12 protein-coding genes are annotated in these 15,506 nt (G+C 65.3%); 6 read left to right on the top strand and 6 right to left on the bottom strand.

The genetic code is table 11. The features are described from left to right. Nucleotides 1–90: 90 nt before the first annotated feature. Nucleotides 91–1,530, bottom strand: a complete 1,440-nt coding sequence (locus tag BPNPMPFG_RS25600) for an aldehyde dehydrogenase family protein (RefSeq protein WP_258591395.1) — start codon at nt 1,528–1,530, stop codon at nt 91–93. Nucleotides 1,531–1,804: 274 nt separating this feature from the next. Here BPNPMPFG_RS25600 and BPNPMPFG_RS25595 point away from each other — a divergent pair, with 274 nt between their 5' ends. The 6 genes from BPNPMPFG_RS25595 to BPNPMPFG_RS25570 all read left to right on the top strand — a co-directional run bounded on the left by BPNPMPFG_RS25595 (nt 1,805) and on the right by BPNPMPFG_RS25570 (nt 10,139). After that, nucleotides 1,805–2,464 carry a TetR/AcrR family transcriptional regulator gene (locus BPNPMPFG_RS25595; RefSeq protein ID WP_258591394.1) on the top strand — a complete coding sequence of 220 codons (660 nt, stop codon included), beginning with the start codon at nt 1,805–1,807 and terminating at the stop codon, nt 2,462–2,464. 178 nt (nt 2,465–2,642) lie between these two features. Beyond that, the gene (locus tag BPNPMPFG_RS25590; RefSeq protein WP_258591393.1) at nt 2,643–5,054 is read left to right on the top strand and encodes a GcvT family protein; all 2,412 of its coding nucleotides are present in this window, start codon (nt 2,643–2,645) and stop codon (nt 5,052–5,054) included. 82 nt (nt 5,055–5,136) lie between these two features. Then, nucleotides 5,137–6,390, top strand: a complete 1,254-nt coding sequence (locus BPNPMPFG_RS25585) for a sarcosine oxidase subunit beta (protein ID WP_258591392.1) — start codon at nt 5,137–5,139, stop codon at nt 6,388–6,390. A 71-nt stretch (nt 6,391–6,461) separates the two neighbouring features. After that, nucleotides 6,462–6,728, top strand: coding sequence for a sarcosine oxidase subunit delta (locus BPNPMPFG_RS25580; protein WP_258591391.1), 267 nt, complete (start codon nt 6,462–6,464; stop codon nt 6,726–6,728). Then, nucleotides 6,725–9,607, top strand: coding sequence for a sarcosine oxidase subunit alpha family protein (locus BPNPMPFG_RS25575; protein ID WP_258591390.1), 2,883 nt, complete (start codon nt 6,725–6,727; stop codon nt 9,605–9,607). Before BPNPMPFG_RS25580 ends, BPNPMPFG_RS25575 begins: the two co-directional genes overlap by 4 nt. Beyond that, nucleotides 9,600–10,139, top strand: a complete 540-nt coding sequence (locus BPNPMPFG_RS25570) for a sarcosine oxidase subunit gamma family protein (protein ID WP_258591389.1) — start codon at nt 9,600–9,602, stop codon at nt 10,137–10,139. The genes BPNPMPFG_RS25575 and BPNPMPFG_RS25570 overlap by 8 nt, the downstream gene beginning before the upstream one ends. Before the next feature lie 20 nt (nt 10,140–10,159). On the opposite strand, the gene BPNPMPFG_RS25565 is transcribed toward BPNPMPFG_RS25570, so the two are convergent. The 5 genes from BPNPMPFG_RS25565 to BPNPMPFG_RS25545 all read right to left on the bottom strand — a co-directional run bounded on the left by BPNPMPFG_RS25565 (nt 10,160) and on the right by BPNPMPFG_RS25545 (nt 15,497). Further along, entirely contained in the window at nt 10,160–10,645 is a 486-nt protein-coding gene (locus tag BPNPMPFG_RS25565; RefSeq protein WP_258591388.1) for a hypothetical protein, read from the bottom strand. A 115-nt stretch (nt 10,646–10,760) separates the two neighbouring features. Continuing rightward, a complete protein-coding gene (msuE, locus tag BPNPMPFG_RS25560; RefSeq protein WP_258596925.1) occupies nt 10,761–11,321 on the bottom strand; it encodes an FMN reductase in 561 nt (186 codons plus the stop codon). A gap of 122 nt (nt 11,322–11,443) precedes the next feature. Next, nucleotides 11,444–12,616, bottom strand: coding sequence for an FMNH2-dependent alkanesulfonate monooxygenase (gene ssuD, locus BPNPMPFG_RS25555; RefSeq protein ID WP_258591387.1), 1,173 nt, complete (start codon nt 12,614–12,616; stop codon nt 11,444–11,446). Between the two features lie 251 nt (nt 12,617–12,867). Continuing rightward, the gene (locus BPNPMPFG_RS25550) at nt 12,868–13,773 is read right to left on the bottom strand and encodes a dihydrodipicolinate synthase family protein (RefSeq protein ID WP_258591386.1); all 906 of its coding nucleotides are present in this window, start codon (nt 13,771–13,773) and stop codon (nt 12,868–12,870) included. Between the two features lie 11 nt (nt 13,774–13,784). Beyond that, entirely contained in the window at nt 13,785–15,497 is a 1,713-nt protein-coding gene (locus BPNPMPFG_RS25545; RefSeq protein ID WP_258591385.1) for an IlvD/Edd family dehydratase, read from the bottom strand. Nucleotides 15,498–15,506 lie beyond the last annotated feature (9 nt).

The raw sequence follows: 15,506 nt of genomic DNA, 5'->3' as shown, positions 1-15,506 counted from the left end.
CGCTTTGCGTCGGTCCGGTGTCCTTGATGTGCGTGCCGCCAGCATGATCGGCTGACGGCCGATCAGCCGGCATGATCGGCCAGTGGCCGATCAGCCTGCGAATGTATAGGCGGTCTTCACCGTGGTGTAGAATTCCGCCGCATAGCGGCCCTGTTCACGTGGACCATAGCTCGAGCCCTTGCGGCCGCCGAACGGAACGTGGAAGTCGACACCCGCCGTCGGCAGGTTGACCATTACCATGCCGGCCTCCGAATTGCGCTTGAAGTGGGTGGCATGCTTGAGGCTCGAGGTGCAGATGCCCGAGGTCAAGCCGAACGGCGTGTCGTTGGCGACAGCCAGCGCCTCGTCGTAATCCTTGACGCGGATGACGCTGGCGACAGGCCCGAAAATCTCCTCGCGCGAACTGCGCATGGCGTTGGTGGCCTGCGTCAGCAGCGCCGGCCGCAGGTAGAAGCCCGGCGTCTTGCGGTCGAGCCGCTCACCGCCGAAGGCCAGCTCGGCGCCCTCCGCGCGACCGATGGCGATGTAATCCTCGTCCTGCTTCAGCTGGGTTGCGTCGACGACCGGACCGATCTGGGTTTGCGCGTCGAGCGCGTCGCCGATGACCAGTTTGCCCATGCGATCCTTGAGGGCATCGACGAAACGGTCATGAATGGCGTCGGTCACGATCAGCCTGGACGATGCCGTGCAGCGCTGACCGGTCGAGAAGAAGGCGCCGTTGAGGGCGCAATCGACAGCGACCGCAAGATCGGCATCGTCGAGCACGACCAGAGGGTTCTTGCCGCCCATTTCGAGCTGGAACTTGCGCATGTGCTCGATGCTTGCCGCGGCGACGCGCTTGCCGGTGCCGACCGAGCCGGTGAAGGTGATGGCATTGACATCGGGGCTGTCGAGCATGGCCTGGCCGACGACCGAGCCCTTGCCCATGACGAGATTGAGCACGCCCTTCGGCAGGCCGGCGCGATGCAGGATGTCGACGATGGACCAGGCACTCTCGGGAACGAGCTCGGCCGGCTTGAAGACGATGGTGTTGCCATGCGCCAGGGCCGGAGCGATCTTCCAGGCCGGAATGGCGATCGGGAAATTCCACGGCGTGATAATGCCGACCACGCCGACCGCTTCGCGGGTGATCTCGACGCCGACGCCCGGGCGCACGCTTGGAACGACCTCGCCCGACAGGCGCAATGTTTCGCCGGCAAAGAAATCGAAGATCTGGGCGGCGCGAATGGTCTCGCCGATGCCTTCGGCCAGCGTCTTGCCTTCCTCGCGCGCCAGGTTGCGGCCGATCTCGTCCTTGCGCGCCATAATCTCGTCCGACGCTTTCTTCAGCACGGCGTGGCGCGCCAGCGGACCGGAACGCGACCATGTCGGGAAGGCCGCCTTGGCCGCGGCGATCGCCTGCCCCGCCTGCGCGGCGCCCGCCGAGGCATAGTCGCCGACGACATCGCCGGTATCCGAGGGGTTGATGTTGCGGGAACCGGCGTCGCCGACCCATTCGCCATCGATGAGGTTCTGTCGAAACAGCGTCATGTTCGTGTCGTCCCTGCTGGCTGGCCGCGCGGCGGCATCTGTCTGAACTGGTATTTGACAGACAATTGTCTTGCGGGAAAGCACGCAGTGGACTAGCCGCCGCGACAAAAATCCCTCGACTTGGCGGCACGCCGACGGTGCGGCGGCCGCGATGCCGCATCGACCTCGATCCAGCTGACATCCCCGACGCATCATCCGGGCCAGATCGAATTGCCCTGGACAGAAGTGTCCATAGCCTTGATTTGCCTAATGCAGCGTGTCATGCGTCATGTCGATGGAAGCCACCGATACGACGATCCAGCGCGCCGGCGCCACCGGCAACGTCAAGGCCACCCGCGAAGACTGGCTGAAGCTTGCGCTTGAAACGTTGATCTCGGATGGCGTCGAACGCGTCCGTGTGCTGACGCTCGGCCAGAAGCTCGACGTGTCGCGCTCCAGCTTCTACTGGTATTTCAAGAGCCGGCAGGACCTGCTCGACCAGTTGTTGGATTACTGGCGGCAGACCAACACCAGGTTCATCGTCGAACGCGCCAGGCGCCCCTCCGCGACCGTCATCCGCGGGGTGATGAGCATTTTCGAATGCTGGGTGGACGAAAGGCTGTTCGATCCGCAGCTCGATTTCGCGATCAGGGCCTGGGCCCGTCGCTCGCCTGCCATCAGGCGCGTGCTCGACGAGGCCGACGAGGAGCGCGTCGATGCCATTCGCGAGATGTTCATGCGTCATGGCTACGACGAGGAAGACGCGTTCGTGCGAGCCCGCGTGCTCTATTTCATGCAGATCGGCTATTACTCGCTCGAACTCAACGAGCCGATGGGCAGCCGCCTGCCTCATGTCGCCGCTTATCTGCGCAGCTTCACCGGCCAGGAGCCCCCGGCAGAGGATGTCGAGGAGTTCTCGCGCTATGTGGAAAAGACCATTTCCGGCAACCGGTAGCGCAGCCATCGGTCGCCGCGCCCTGACAACCTCGCCTGGCGCGACACCTCAATAGCCAGCACGTTTGGTTCCTGCCACGACGCCGGAACGGCTTCTTGCATCGACGTTGGGCAGGCACTAGACACCTATGTACAATGCCGATAGGCTGTGCCGCAGTGACTGGGTGGAGTGCAAGAAGATGAAATCCCAATACCGGGCGATCGTCATCGGCGGCGGCGTGGTTGGAGCCTCGGTGCTCTATCACCTGGCCAAGTTCGGCTGGAGCGACGTCGCGCTGATCGAACGCGAGGTGCTGACATCAGGATCGAGCTGGCACGCGGCCGGCGGCTTCCATGCGCTGAACGCCGATCCCAACATCGCCGCGCTGCAGGCCTATACGATCGACCTGCTTTCGGAGGTCGAGGCGGAATCGGGCCAGAGCATCGGCATGCATATGACCGGCGGCATCTCGGTCGCCTCGGCGCCGGAGCGCTGGGAATGGCTCAAGGCCTCCTACCGCATCTTCCAGACCATGGGCATTGACGATGTTCATCTGGTCGGCGTCGACGAGATCCGGCAGCGCTGCCCGATCCTCAACACCGACGGCATGCTGGGCGGCCTCTATGCCGCGCGCGAGGGCCATATCGATCCCTCGGGCGTCGTCCACGCCTATGCCAAGGCGGCAAAGCGGCGCGGCGCCGATATCATCGAGCACAACCGCGTGCTGGGCCTTAACCGCCGCGCCGACGGCAGCTGGGACGTCGTCACCGAGAAGGGCACCGTCATTGCCGAGCACGTCGTCAATGCCGGCGGCCTGTGGGCCAAGCAGGTCGGCAGGATGGCCGGCATCGACCTGCCGGTATCGCCGATGGAGCACCACTATCTCGTCACCGAGGCGCTGCCCGAAATCCAGGCGCTGGACCGGGAGTTGCCGCTGATCGTCGATCTCGAAGGTTTCACCTATATGCGTCAGGAGCAGAAAGGCCTGCTGCTCGGCATCTATGAGATCAACCACAAGCACTGGAACATGGACGGCGCGCCGTGGGATTACGGCATCGAACTGATCCAGGAAGACACCGACCGTATCGCCGGCGAGCTGGCGCTCGGCTTCAGCCGTTACCCCTGCCTGGAGAATGCCGGCATCAAGCGCTGGGTGAACGGTGCTTTCACCTTCTCGCCGGACGGCAATCCGCTGGTCGGCCCGGTGCGTGGCGTGCCCAATTACTGGGTGGCCTGCGGCGTCATGGCCGGCTTCCTGCAAGGCGGCGGCGTCGGCAAGTCGCTCGCCGAATGGATGATCCATGGCGAGCCGGAAGCCGATGTCTACGGTATGGACATCGCCCGCTATGGCGACTTCGCCTCCAACCGCGAATACATCAGGCAGACCACCGGACAGTTCTATTCGCGCCGCTTCGTCATGAGCTATCCCAATGAGCAGCTGCCGGCGGGACGGCCTTTGAAGACGGCCGGCGCGCATGACGCCATGGATGCGGCCGGCGCGCGCTGGGGCAATTCCTGGGGCATGGAAGTGCCGCTCTATTTCGCGCCGCAAGGGTTCGTCGAAACGCCGACACTGAAGCGCTCCAACGCCTTCGACATCGTCGCGCAGGAATGCCGCAAGGTGCGCGAAGGCGTCGGCCTGCTCGATATCACTGCCTTCTCGCGCTACGAGATCACCGGGCCGCGGGCCGAGGCCTGGCTCGACCGGATGCTTGCCTGTGCGCTGCCCAAGCCGGGACGCGCAAAACTCGCGCCGATGCTTGGCGAAAACGGCAAGCTCAAGGGCGACCTCACCGTCTTCAACTGGGGCGACGGCACCTGGTGGATCATGGGGTCCTATTATCTGCGCCAGTGGCACATGCGCTGGTTCGAACAGCATCCCGGCGACGGCGTCACCGTCCGCGACATCTCGGACACGGTCGTCGGCTTCTCGCTGGCCGGCCCCAATGCGCGCCGGCTACTCGAACGGCTGACGCATCAGGATGTCTCGCACGAGGCCTTCGGCTTCCTCGCCTGCAAGACGCTGGATGTCGGCTTGGTGCGGGCCAAGGTCGGGCGGCTCTCGGTCATCGGCGAACTCGGTTACGAGATTCATTGCCAAGCCAATGAGCACGCGGCGTTGCGCCGCGCGCTGCTGGCCGCGGGCGACGGCCTCGGCGTGACTGAATACGGCTTCGGCGCGGTCAATTCGCTGCGGCTTGAAAAGAGCTTCGGCATCTGGTCGCGCGAGTTCACGCAGGATTATACGCCGGCCGAGACCGGCATGGATCGCTGGATCGCCTTCGACAAGGGCGATTTCATCGGCCGCGAGGCGGCTCTCAAGCAGCAGAAGGCCATGTCCCGGCGCACGCTGGTGACGCTCGAAATCGACGCGGCGGATGCCGACGCCAGCGGTTACGAACCGGTCTGGAGCAAGGGCAGGCTGGCCGGCTTCGTCACCTCCGGCGGCTACGGCCATACGGTCGGCAAGAGCCTCGCTATGGCGCTGGTCGAGCGCGATGCGGTTGACATCGATACACAGTTGACAACCCACATCGTCGGCGTCGAAAGAGGTGCGCGCGTCATCGCTTCGTCGCCATACGATCCGCAAGGCAAGACGATGCGGGCGTGACCGATCGAACCGATGGCATCCTTGCAAAAGACTATGCAATGACCCACGTCCAATTCCAAAAATCAGGCTTGTCCGGCACGCCATGACCCGAAGCTATTCTGCCCTATCGCTCATCAAGGAGGGCCTGGCCGGCCAGACCGGCTGGCAGCCGGCCTGGCGCTCGCCTGAGCCGAAGCCATCCTATGACGCGATCGTCATCGGCGGCGGCGGCCATGGGCTGGCGACGGCCTATTATCTGGCCAAGAACCACAACATCGGCCGGGTGGCGGTGCTGGAAAAAGGCTGGATCGGCGGCGGCAACACCGGCCGCAACACCACCGTGGTGCGCTCCAACTACTATTATCCGGAAAGCGTCGAGCTCTACGGGCTGGCGCACCGGCTCTACGAAGGGCTGTCCAAAGACCTGAACTACAACGTCATGCTGTCACAGCGCGGCATGGTCAATCTCTGCCACAGCACGGCCGAGATGGAAGTCGGCGCGCGCACCGTCAACGCCATGCAGATCAACGGCATCGATGCGGAGTTGTTTTCGCCCGAGGATGTGCGCCGGGTGGCGCCGATCTACAATTTCTCGCCAAAGGCTCGCTTCCCGGTGTTTGGCGGCATCTGGCAAGGCCGGGCCGGCACAGCGCGCCATGACGCGGTCGCCTGGGGTTATGCGCGGGCGGCAAACCGGCTTGGCGTCGACATCATCCAGAACTGCGAGATCACCGATTTCATCATCGAGGGCGGCCGCTGCCGCGGCGTCCAGACGACGCGTGGCGCGATCCGTGCCGAGCGCATCGGCATGGCGGTGGCCGGGCATTCCTCGGTGCTGGCGGTCAAGGCCGGTTTTCGCCTGCCGATCAACTCCTATGCGCTGCAGGCCTGCGTTTCCGAGCCGGTCAAGCCGATCCTCGACACGGTGGTGCTGTCGCCCGGCACCGGCGTCTATGTCAGCCAGTCGGACAAGGGCGAGATCGTCATCGGCGGCGGGCTCGACCGCATCCCCTCCTATGCGCAGCGCGGCAATCTGCCGACCTTGGAAACTGTGATTGCCGGTCTGCTGGAAATGTTCCCGATCTTCGGTCAGCTCAAGCTGATGCGGCAATGGGCGGGGATCGTCGACGTCGTGCCGGACTCCTCGCCGATCATCGGCGAATCGCCTTTGCCAGGCCTGTTCCTCAATTGCGGCTGGGGCACCGGTGGGTTCAAGGCCATTCCCGCCGGCGGCACGCTGCTGGCGCAATTGCTGGCGACCGGCAAGCACAACGACATCAGCCGTCCCTTCGACCTGGATCGCTTCACCAGCGGGCGGCTGATCGACGAAGCCGCCGGCTCCGGCATCGCGCACTAATGCATGTCGCCCAAAAGTGTGCATCGGTTTTGGGATAACGACATGCATAAAGACAAAGACTAGAGGCAATCATGCAGCTTTTCCCTTGCCCGTTCTGCGGCCCGCGCGACGAGACAGAATTCCACTATGGCGGCGATGCCGGCAACACGCGGCCGGACGGCGCCGATGTGCCGATCGATCGCTGGGCCGGTTACCTCTATCTGCGCACCAATCCGAAGGGCACGGCGCGCGAAATCTGGGTGCATATGAATTGCAGCGAGTTCTTCGTCATGGAACGTGACACCGTCACCCACAAGGTGCTGTCCTCGGCCGCCCTCGGCGGGGAGCGCGCGGCGTGACCGCCTCGCGTCTTGCCACTGGCGGCAGCGCCATCGACCGCTCGCGCCCGATCCGGTTCAGCTTCGACGGCGCTACCGTGCATGGCTTTGCCGGCGACACCATCGCCTCGGCGCTGCTGGCAGGCGATGTCGCGGTCGTCGGCCGCAGCTTCAAATATCACCGGCCGCGCGGCATATGGGGCGCCGGCGTCGAGGAACCGAACGCGCTGGTCGATGTCGGTGGCCTGCGGGCGGCACCGAACACGCGCGCCACGACCGAGCCGGCGCGCGACGGGCTGGTGGCGAAAAGCGTCAACGCCACGCCAACCGCACAGGCCGACCGCAACGCCTTCCTCGACCGTTTTGCGCGCTTCATTCCGGCGGCGTTCTACTACAAGACCTTCATGTGGCCGGACTGGCATATGTTCGAACCACGCATCCGAGCCATGGCTGGGCTGGGCAAGGTTGATACGGACTGGACCTCATCAGGCACGGCGGACCAGATCAACCATCATTGCGACGTGCTGGTGGTCGGCGCCGGACCGGCCGGGCTGGCCGCTGCAAAGCTGGCGGCAGGCGCAGGCCGCTCCGTCATGCTGGTCGACGACCAGTTGAAGGCTGGCGGATCGCTCGGCCACCGGACTAGTGAGATCGACGGCAAGCCGGCGGCCATCTGGATCGAAGAGACGATTGCCGGCCTTGCCGCGGCCGGCCACGCCATCCTGCCTTCGACCACCGCCTTCGGCATTTACGACCACAATCTGGTCGGGCTGAACCAGCGCCATTTCGACGGCCGGCCAGATACGCTGTGGCGGGTCAGGCCACGCCAGATCGTGCTGGCGAGCGGCGCCATCGAGCGGCCGCTGCCTTTCGCCAACAATGACCTGCCCGGCATCATGTCGGCGGATGCGGCGCTCGCCTATCTCAGACGCCACGCGGTGTTGGTCGGCCGCCGCATCGTTCTCGCCACGAACAATGACAGCGCTTACGAAGTTGCGGGAGCACTCGCCGAGGCTGGAGCCGATGTCGCGCTTGTCGATGCGCGGCGCGACGGCACGCCCGCCACGCCTGCCAATGTCCGGCTGATCAAGGGGCGCGCCCTTGCGTCCGCCGGCGGCAAATTGCGCGTCGATGGCGTGACGCTCGATGACAACACCCGGCTCGATGCCGATTGCGTGCTGGTCTCGGGCGGCTGGACGCCAACCATCCATCTCTTCGGCCAGGCCAAGGGGAAGCTTGCCTGGAGCGAAGCGCGCGCCGCCTTCCTGCCGGGCGATCCGGTCAATGGCATCGCCGTTGCCGGTGCCGCCGCCGGCATGGTTTCCTTGTCGGAGGTGTTTGCCGGTGCCGGCAAGGCGATTGCATCGCTTGGCCAAACGCAAGCAGCGAGGCCGCGCAGCACCGGGCCGGAAGCGACGGGTGGCATCGTTGCCGCCTGGCCGATGCCCGGCTCAAAGGGACGTATCTGGATCGACTACCAGAACGACGTGACGGTGAAGGATGTCGAGCTGGCGGCACGCGAAAACTTCGTCTCGGTCGAACATCTGAAGCGCTACACGACGCTCGGCATGGCAACTGACCAGGGCAAGACCTCCAACCTGCCGGGTCTCGCGCTGATGGCCGGGATCACCGGCCGCACGGTGCCTGAAGTCGGCACCACCACCTATCGTCCGCCGTTCACGCCGGTGCCGCTGGCGAGCTTTGCCGGCGCGCGCGTCGGTGAGTTGATGGCGCCGGTGCGCCGGCTGCCACTCGAGAACGTGCATCGCGCCAGTGGCGGCGTCTTCCAGGAATATGGCGGCTGGCTGCGCCCTGCCCACTATGGCGGTGGCGCCGACGCGGAACGCTCTATCGCGGACGAGGCGCGGCGCGCGCGCCAGTCGGTTGCGCTGTTCGACGGCTCGACGCTCGGCAAGATCGAGGTGATCGGACCGAAGGCGGCCGAATTCGTCGATTTCCTCTGCTACAACACCATGTCGACGCTGAAGCCCGGCCGCTGCCGCTATGGCTTCATGCTGTCGGAGAATGGCGTGGTTTTCGACGACGGCGTGCTGGTGCGGCTGGACGAGCATCGCTTCGTCGTGTCGTGCTCGTCCTCGCATGTCACTGCGGTGCATGCGCGGCTGGAGGAATGGCGCCAGGACCGCTTCGGGCGCGGCGCCGTCTACATCCACAACGCCACATCAGAGATGGCGACGCTGACCGTCTCTGGCCCAAACGCGCGCAGGTTGCTGGAAACGCTGGATCTCGGCCTCTCGCTCGACGATGCTGACCTGCCGCATATGGCGGTCAGCCATGGCTCTTATGCCGGTGACGAGGTTCGGATCGCCCGTGTCAGCTTCACCGGCGACAGGAGCTACGAGATCTCGGTCCGGTCGGATCGCGCCGAGCCCTTGTGGGCGCATCTGCGCCAGGCCGGCCAGGCGTTCGACGCCGTTGTCATCGGCCTCGAGGCGCTGATGATCCTGCGGGCAGAGAAGGGCTTTATCGTCATCGGCAAGGACACTGACGGCACGACGCTGCCGCATGATCTCGGCGTCGACGGCCCGCGCGCCAGACGCCAGAGCGAATTCGTCGGCCGCCGCTCGCTGTTTACCGAAGAGGCCTCGCGCGGCGACCGCATGCAGCTTGTCGGACTGGCGGTGCCGCAAGGCGAAGCGCCGTTGCCAACCGGCGCGCACGGCATCAGACGGATCGACGGCAGATTGCGCAGCCAGGGCTTTGTCACCTCGAGCTACCACAGCCCGACGCTTGACCGCGCCGTGGCGCTTGGCCTGATCGAGCGCGGCGCGGCCCGTCACGGTGAGACGATCGAAATCCAGCACCTCGGCAAGGTCAGGACGGCAATGATCGCCGCCCCTTGCGCCTTCGACCCGGCAGGAGACCGGCTGCATGCGTGATCTCGCGGAAAAATGGTCCGTCGTGCCGGACTGGCAGTCGGCGGTCATCACGGCACCCGGCCTTGTGGTTCGCGTAATCGCCGGCCTCAATCAGCTGCTGGTCAGCGGCGACCTCGACGCCTGGGCGCGAACATCCGGAATGGACGGGAAAGGCGTGGGTGCCTTCGGTACTGCGCAGGGCGACCGTTATGCGGCGCGGCTGGCGCGCGACCGGCTGCTTGTCGTGTCGAGTACCCCGCTCGCCATCGCGACGGGCTGGCACACGGTCGGCTTCGCGGTGACGACGATCAGCGCCGGGCTGCGGGTGTTCGAGGTCGAGGGCGCCGCGCTGGATGCTTTCATCGTGCGCGGAACGACGCTCGATTCAGCGCAAGCGAGTGCCAGTGCGGCACTTTCCTTCGCCGGGATCAGCGCCGTCGTCTATCGCCATGAAAGCAAGCTGCGCATCCATGTCGATCGCGGTCTCGCGACCTATCTCTGGACATGGATGGAGACGGCCGTCGGCAACATTGCCGCCGGATCGCATAATTAGCCGGCTACATCTAGCCCTGGTCAGAGCGTGAACGACCAGAAGAGGCAAGCCAGCGTCGCGGCGGCGAAAACCACGAAGAACAGGCTGCGTAGCAGCACGTTGCGGCGCAGCTCGTTCAGGACGAAATGGCAACCGACGATCCCTGCCGCAAACAGGAACCGCCAGTTGAGCAGCGCCCACAGAGCGCTGCCCTGGCCGAAGGCCCATCTTGCGGCGAGGCAGCCGACGATGGCGGCAAACAGCACGATCACCGTCCAGAAGATCGCGTCGGCGGCATGGGTGAGAACGATGCTGGCCGCTCTGATCGGCAGGATCATCATCAACAGCGCGCTGAAGAAATAGACTGATGCAAGCGGAACGAACGTTCCGGCATCGGCAATGCCATCGAGCCGTCTGGCGCCGATCGCGCCATAGGGATAGCCGTGCCTGGCCACGGCCAGGCTCAACGCCATGAGCAAGGCGGTCAGCACGGCGACCAGTGCGAAAGAGATGAGGGCTTTGCTCATTGTGTTCCTGTCCCAGACGAATCAGACAGGAACAGATGTAGCGGCCGGTCGTAAACTGCGCGTAAGCGAGGGCAGAGCCGACGCGAATTTATCGGCGCAATCCGCCGAGGGCAGGCTACTCGGCGGCGATCCTGCCTGCCGAGCGGTTGGCCAGCACGAGGCCGACCTCGTCCACCGCCTGCGCCGCGCGCTTCAGGATCGCGTCGGAGCGCAGCACGCCGTCGGTAAAATCCTTGTCGGCGGCGTAGACCGCAGTGGGCAGCGTAAAGGCCTCGAAGAAGCCGAACAGCGGCCGCAGCTGATGCTCGACGATCAGGGCGTGGCGCTCGCCACCGCCGGTCGCGGTCAACAGGATGGGCTTTCCCCGCAAGGCGGCCGGATCGATGAGGTCGAAGAAATGCTTGAACAGGCCGGTATAACTGCCCTTGTAGGTCGGCGACCCGACGACGAGCACGTCGGCGGTCAGGACTTGCTCCAGGATTGCGCGCGCCTGGCCGTCGAGATCGCGGACCCGTCTCGCCGTGCCGAGCGACGGACCGATGTCCTCGACGTCATAGGCGCTCGCCGACAGACCGTGGCGGACGGCGATGTCCCTCACGACCAGATCGACGAAGGCGCGCGTCTTTGACGGCCGGGTGATGTTGCCGGAAAAGCCGACGACTGTTGGATTTGACATGGCGGGGCCTCTTGGACGGTCGAGATTTGCTATGGTGCGCGCCAGCCGCCAGGCCACCGCGGCGCCGGAGAAGCCGCCGCCGACCATGGCGACGCGCAACAGGCGGGCCGGAGGGAGCGCGTTCACAAGGCGCTGGCGAGCGACTTCGGCCGGTGGTCGCCGGCGATGGTCTCGCCGAACGGGCCGGTGTCGCCAGTCGAACCGGCGACTTTCACCGGATGATCGGTCGGCAGTTTCGGCAGCACTAGTTCGCCGAAGCGGTAGGCTTCTTCCAGATGCGGATAGCCGGACAGGATGAAGGTGTCGATGCCGAGGCGGCGGTATTCGTCGATGCGCTCGGCAATCGTGTCGGGGTCGCCGACAAGCGCCGTCCCAGCGCCGCCGCGCACCAGGCCGACGCCGGCCCACAAATTGGGCGCAATCTCGAGCTTGGCGCGGTTGCCGCCATGCAGCGCGCTCATCCGCGCCTGGCCGACCGAATCCATGCGGGCAAAGACCTTTTGTGCCGAGGCGATCGTCGCATCGTCGAGCCGGCTGATCAGACTGTCGGCCGCTGCCCAGGCCCGTTCGGTCGTTTCGCGCGCGATGACGTGCAGGCGAATGCCGAAGGACAGCTGGCGGCCGGCCTTCTCGGCCAGTTCACGCACGCCGTCCAGCTTGCGCTCGACATCGGCGGGCGGCTCGCCCCAGGTCAGGTATTTGTCGACCTCCTGTGCCGCCACCATGGATCCGGCATCGGACGAGCCGCCGAAATAGAGCGGCGGGTGCGGCGTCTGCACCGGCGGAAACAGCAGCCGGCCATCCTCGATGCGGAAATGCTTGCCCTGGTGCTCGACCGTCTCGCCGCTCAGCACGCGCTTGTAGATCCGCAGGAATTCCTGCGTCACCTCGTAGCGCTCGGCGTGCGACAGGAAGATGCCGTCGCCCTTGTTCTCGAGCGGATCGCCGCCGGTGACGACATTGATCAGCAGGCGGCCATTGGAGATGCGGTCCAGCGTCGCCGTCATGCGCGCGGCAAGCGTCGGCGATTGCAGGCCGGGCCGCACGGCGACGAGGAACCGCAAGCGCTCGGTCAGCGGCGCCAGCGCCGAGGCGATCACCCAGGAATCCTCGCAGGCCCGGCCGGTCGGCAACAGCACGCCGTAGTAGCCCAGCGTGTCCGCGGCCTTTGCCACTTGCGTCAGATAGGGCAGGTCGACGGCCCTGCCGCCTTCGGATGTACCGAGATAGCGGCTGTCGCCATGTGTCGGCAGGAACCAGAGCACCTTGATACGGTCTGGAATGTCCCGGGTCATGGCTTGCCTCCCGTGGCCTGACGGCGGTGGCCGGAAATGCCCGATGGGATTGAAGGCAAGCGCAAAGGGGCGGGCATGGCGTGGTCCTGTCCGGGGAAAACCAGATCGCCAGTGCAGTTTGCTTATTCCACAAATTCTGTAGAGTTAGTTTATTCCAAATCCGTGGCCGGGATTAGAATTTCTCTCTTCAGGCTGGCGATACCAATCAGGCGCCCCCACCGCCCGGCACGTTCAGGCCACGGCCATTGGCGCTAGCCCGGCAATCGACCCAGATGGGCAGCAAAACGCTCGACCATCGCAAGGCCGACCTCGCTGGGCCGCATCGCCGGCGCCCGGTCGTGTATCGGAATGCCTGCACGGGCGCCAAACAGCCGCTTGCCGTAGCAGATCAGGTTCTCGATGCCTTGCATGACGAAGACCGCCGCCGGCAGCATTTTTTCATACGCGGACTCGGCCGCGGCCTCATTTCCGGCGCGGAAGGCGTCATAGGCCCGCACAGCCAGGTCGATGCCATCAGGCGCCAGGATCATGCCACGGCAGCCGATGCGCAAATTGTCGATCAGTTCCAGACCGCCGCGCCCGTTGAAGACGGGAATGCGGCCTTCGGTGCGCTCGATCAATCCGGCAATGTCGGTGACCGGGCCTTCACCCTTGATCAGCCGGATGTTGGGATGAAGCGTCACCAGTTCGCGGATTTCGTCCGACGTCAGGCCGCGCCCGAAAAAAGCCGGCGCATTCTGGATCGCCACCGGCAGGTCGGTGGCCTCGGCGACGCGGCCGAAGAACTTGATATATTCCGATGCGCCATAGGACCCGACGGGTGGTGGCTGCAGGATCACCCAATCCGCCCCGACGCTTTCGGCATGGCGAACCTGGGATACCTGCTCGGCCACCGAAGCGCCGAAGATGGTGAAGGCGAGCGGCACTTGGCCGGCGGTGTCCTGCGCCGTCCAGTCCATGACCGTCCGGCGCTCGGCTTCGGTCAGCTTGGCGACTTCCGTCGCCAGGCCGAGCGCCGCCATGCCATGCACGCCGCTGGCCAGGCAGATCTCGACCTGCCGGCGCATCGCCGCGCGATCGAGCCGTTCGCTCTCGTCAAAGAGCGCGTAGAGGATGGCGTGAATGCCATGGATATCGTCGGGCCGGACATTTGGCATCCCGGTCACCCTCAGTGGCTTTCGCGCGGGATGGCATGGCCACGGCTTCCCACCAGAAAGTCGAGGTCGGCGCCACGATCCGCCTGCAGGACATGGTTGACATAGAGGCCCTGGTATCCGCCGTGCATAGCCGGTACGGGCGGCAGCCAGGAGGCACGCCGCTTCGCGAGCTCCTGCTCGGGCACGTCGAGATGCAGCTTGCGCGCTTCGACATCGAGCTCGATGATGTCGCCGCTACGCACCAACGCCAGCGGGCCACCAACGGCGGCTTCGGGTGCCGCGTGCAGCACGACCGTGCCAAAGGCGGTGCCCGACATGCGGGCGTCAGAGATGCGGATCATGTCGCGGATACCCTTCGTCAGGAGCTTGCGCGGCAGCGCCATGTTGCCGACCTCGGCCATCCCGGGATAGCCCTTCGGGCCGCAATTCTTCAGCACCATGATCGAGTTCTCGTCGATGTCGAGCAAGGGATCGTCGATGCGCGCCTTGTAGTCGTCGATGTCCTCGAAGACGATGGCGCGGCCACGATGCTTCATCAAAGCAGGTGTAGCGGCCGACGGTTTGACGATGGCGCCATCGGGCGCCAGATTGCCGCGCAGCACCGCGATCCCGCCATGCGGCGTCAGTGCCTTGTCGCGCGGGCGGATCACCTCCGGATTATCATTCCTGGCGCCGGCGATGTTCTCCCTCACGCTCTTGCCGGTGACCGTCAACGCGTCAAGATCGAGCAGGTCGGCGATCTCCTTCATGACAGCCGGAATGCCGCCGGCGTAGCAGAAATCCTCCATCAGGAAGCGGCCGGACGGCATCAGGTCGAGAATGGTCGGCACGTCGCGGCCATAATGGTCCCAATCGTCCAGCGTAAGCTCGGTGCCGACGCGGCCGGCAATCGCCAGCAGGTGCACGACCGCATTGGTCGAGCCGCCGATGGCGCCATTGAGGCGGATGGCGTTGGCGAAGGCCGCCTTCGTGAGGATGGCCGATGGGCGCAAATCCTCGTTGACCATCTCGACGATGCGCCGCCCCGTCATGCGGGCGATGCGGCTGCGGCGGGCGTCGACCGCGGGATAGGCGGCGTTGCCGGGCAGCGCCAGGCCGAGTGCCTCGACCATCGAGGCCATCGTTGAGGCGGTACCCATGGTCATGCAGTGACCGGGCGAGCGCGACATGGCACTCTCGGCATCGGCGAAATCCTGTTCGCTCATCACGCCGGCGCGGACGTCCTCGGAAAACTTCCACACATCGGTGCCGGAGCCGATCTCGCGGCCGTGGAAGCGGCCGTTGAGCATCGGGCCGCCGGAGATGACGATCGACGGCAGGTCGCAGGAAGCCGCGCCCATGACCAGCGACGGCGTGGTCTTGTCGCAGCCGGCCATCAGCACGACGCCGTCCATTGGATTGCCGCGGATCGCCTCCTCGACATCCATCGAAGCGAGGTTGCGGAACAGCATTGCCGTCGGGCGCAGATTGGATTCGCCGCAGGAGAAGACGGGGAATTCGAGCGGCAGACCGCCGGCTTCGAGCACGCCCGCCTTGATGTGCTCGATTAGGCCGCGAAAGTGCACGTGGCACGGGGTGAATTCGGAAAACGTGTTGCAGATGCCGATCACCGGTCGACCGTCGAAAGCGTCGTCGGGCAGGCCGTTGTTCTTCATCCAGCTACGGTGAATGAAGGCATCCTTGCCCAGGCCGCCGAACCAGTGCTGCGATCGTCTCTTGGTCATGATCTTTCC

Origin of the sequence: Mesorhizobium sp. AR07 (assembly GCF_024746815.1) — a bacterium.
Lineage (GTDB): Bacteria > Pseudomonadota > Alphaproteobacteria > Rhizobiales > Rhizobiaceae > Mesorhizobium.
The sequence above is the reverse complement of the archived record's forward strand: the minus strand, read 5'-3'. Positions and strand labels throughout refer to the sequence as shown.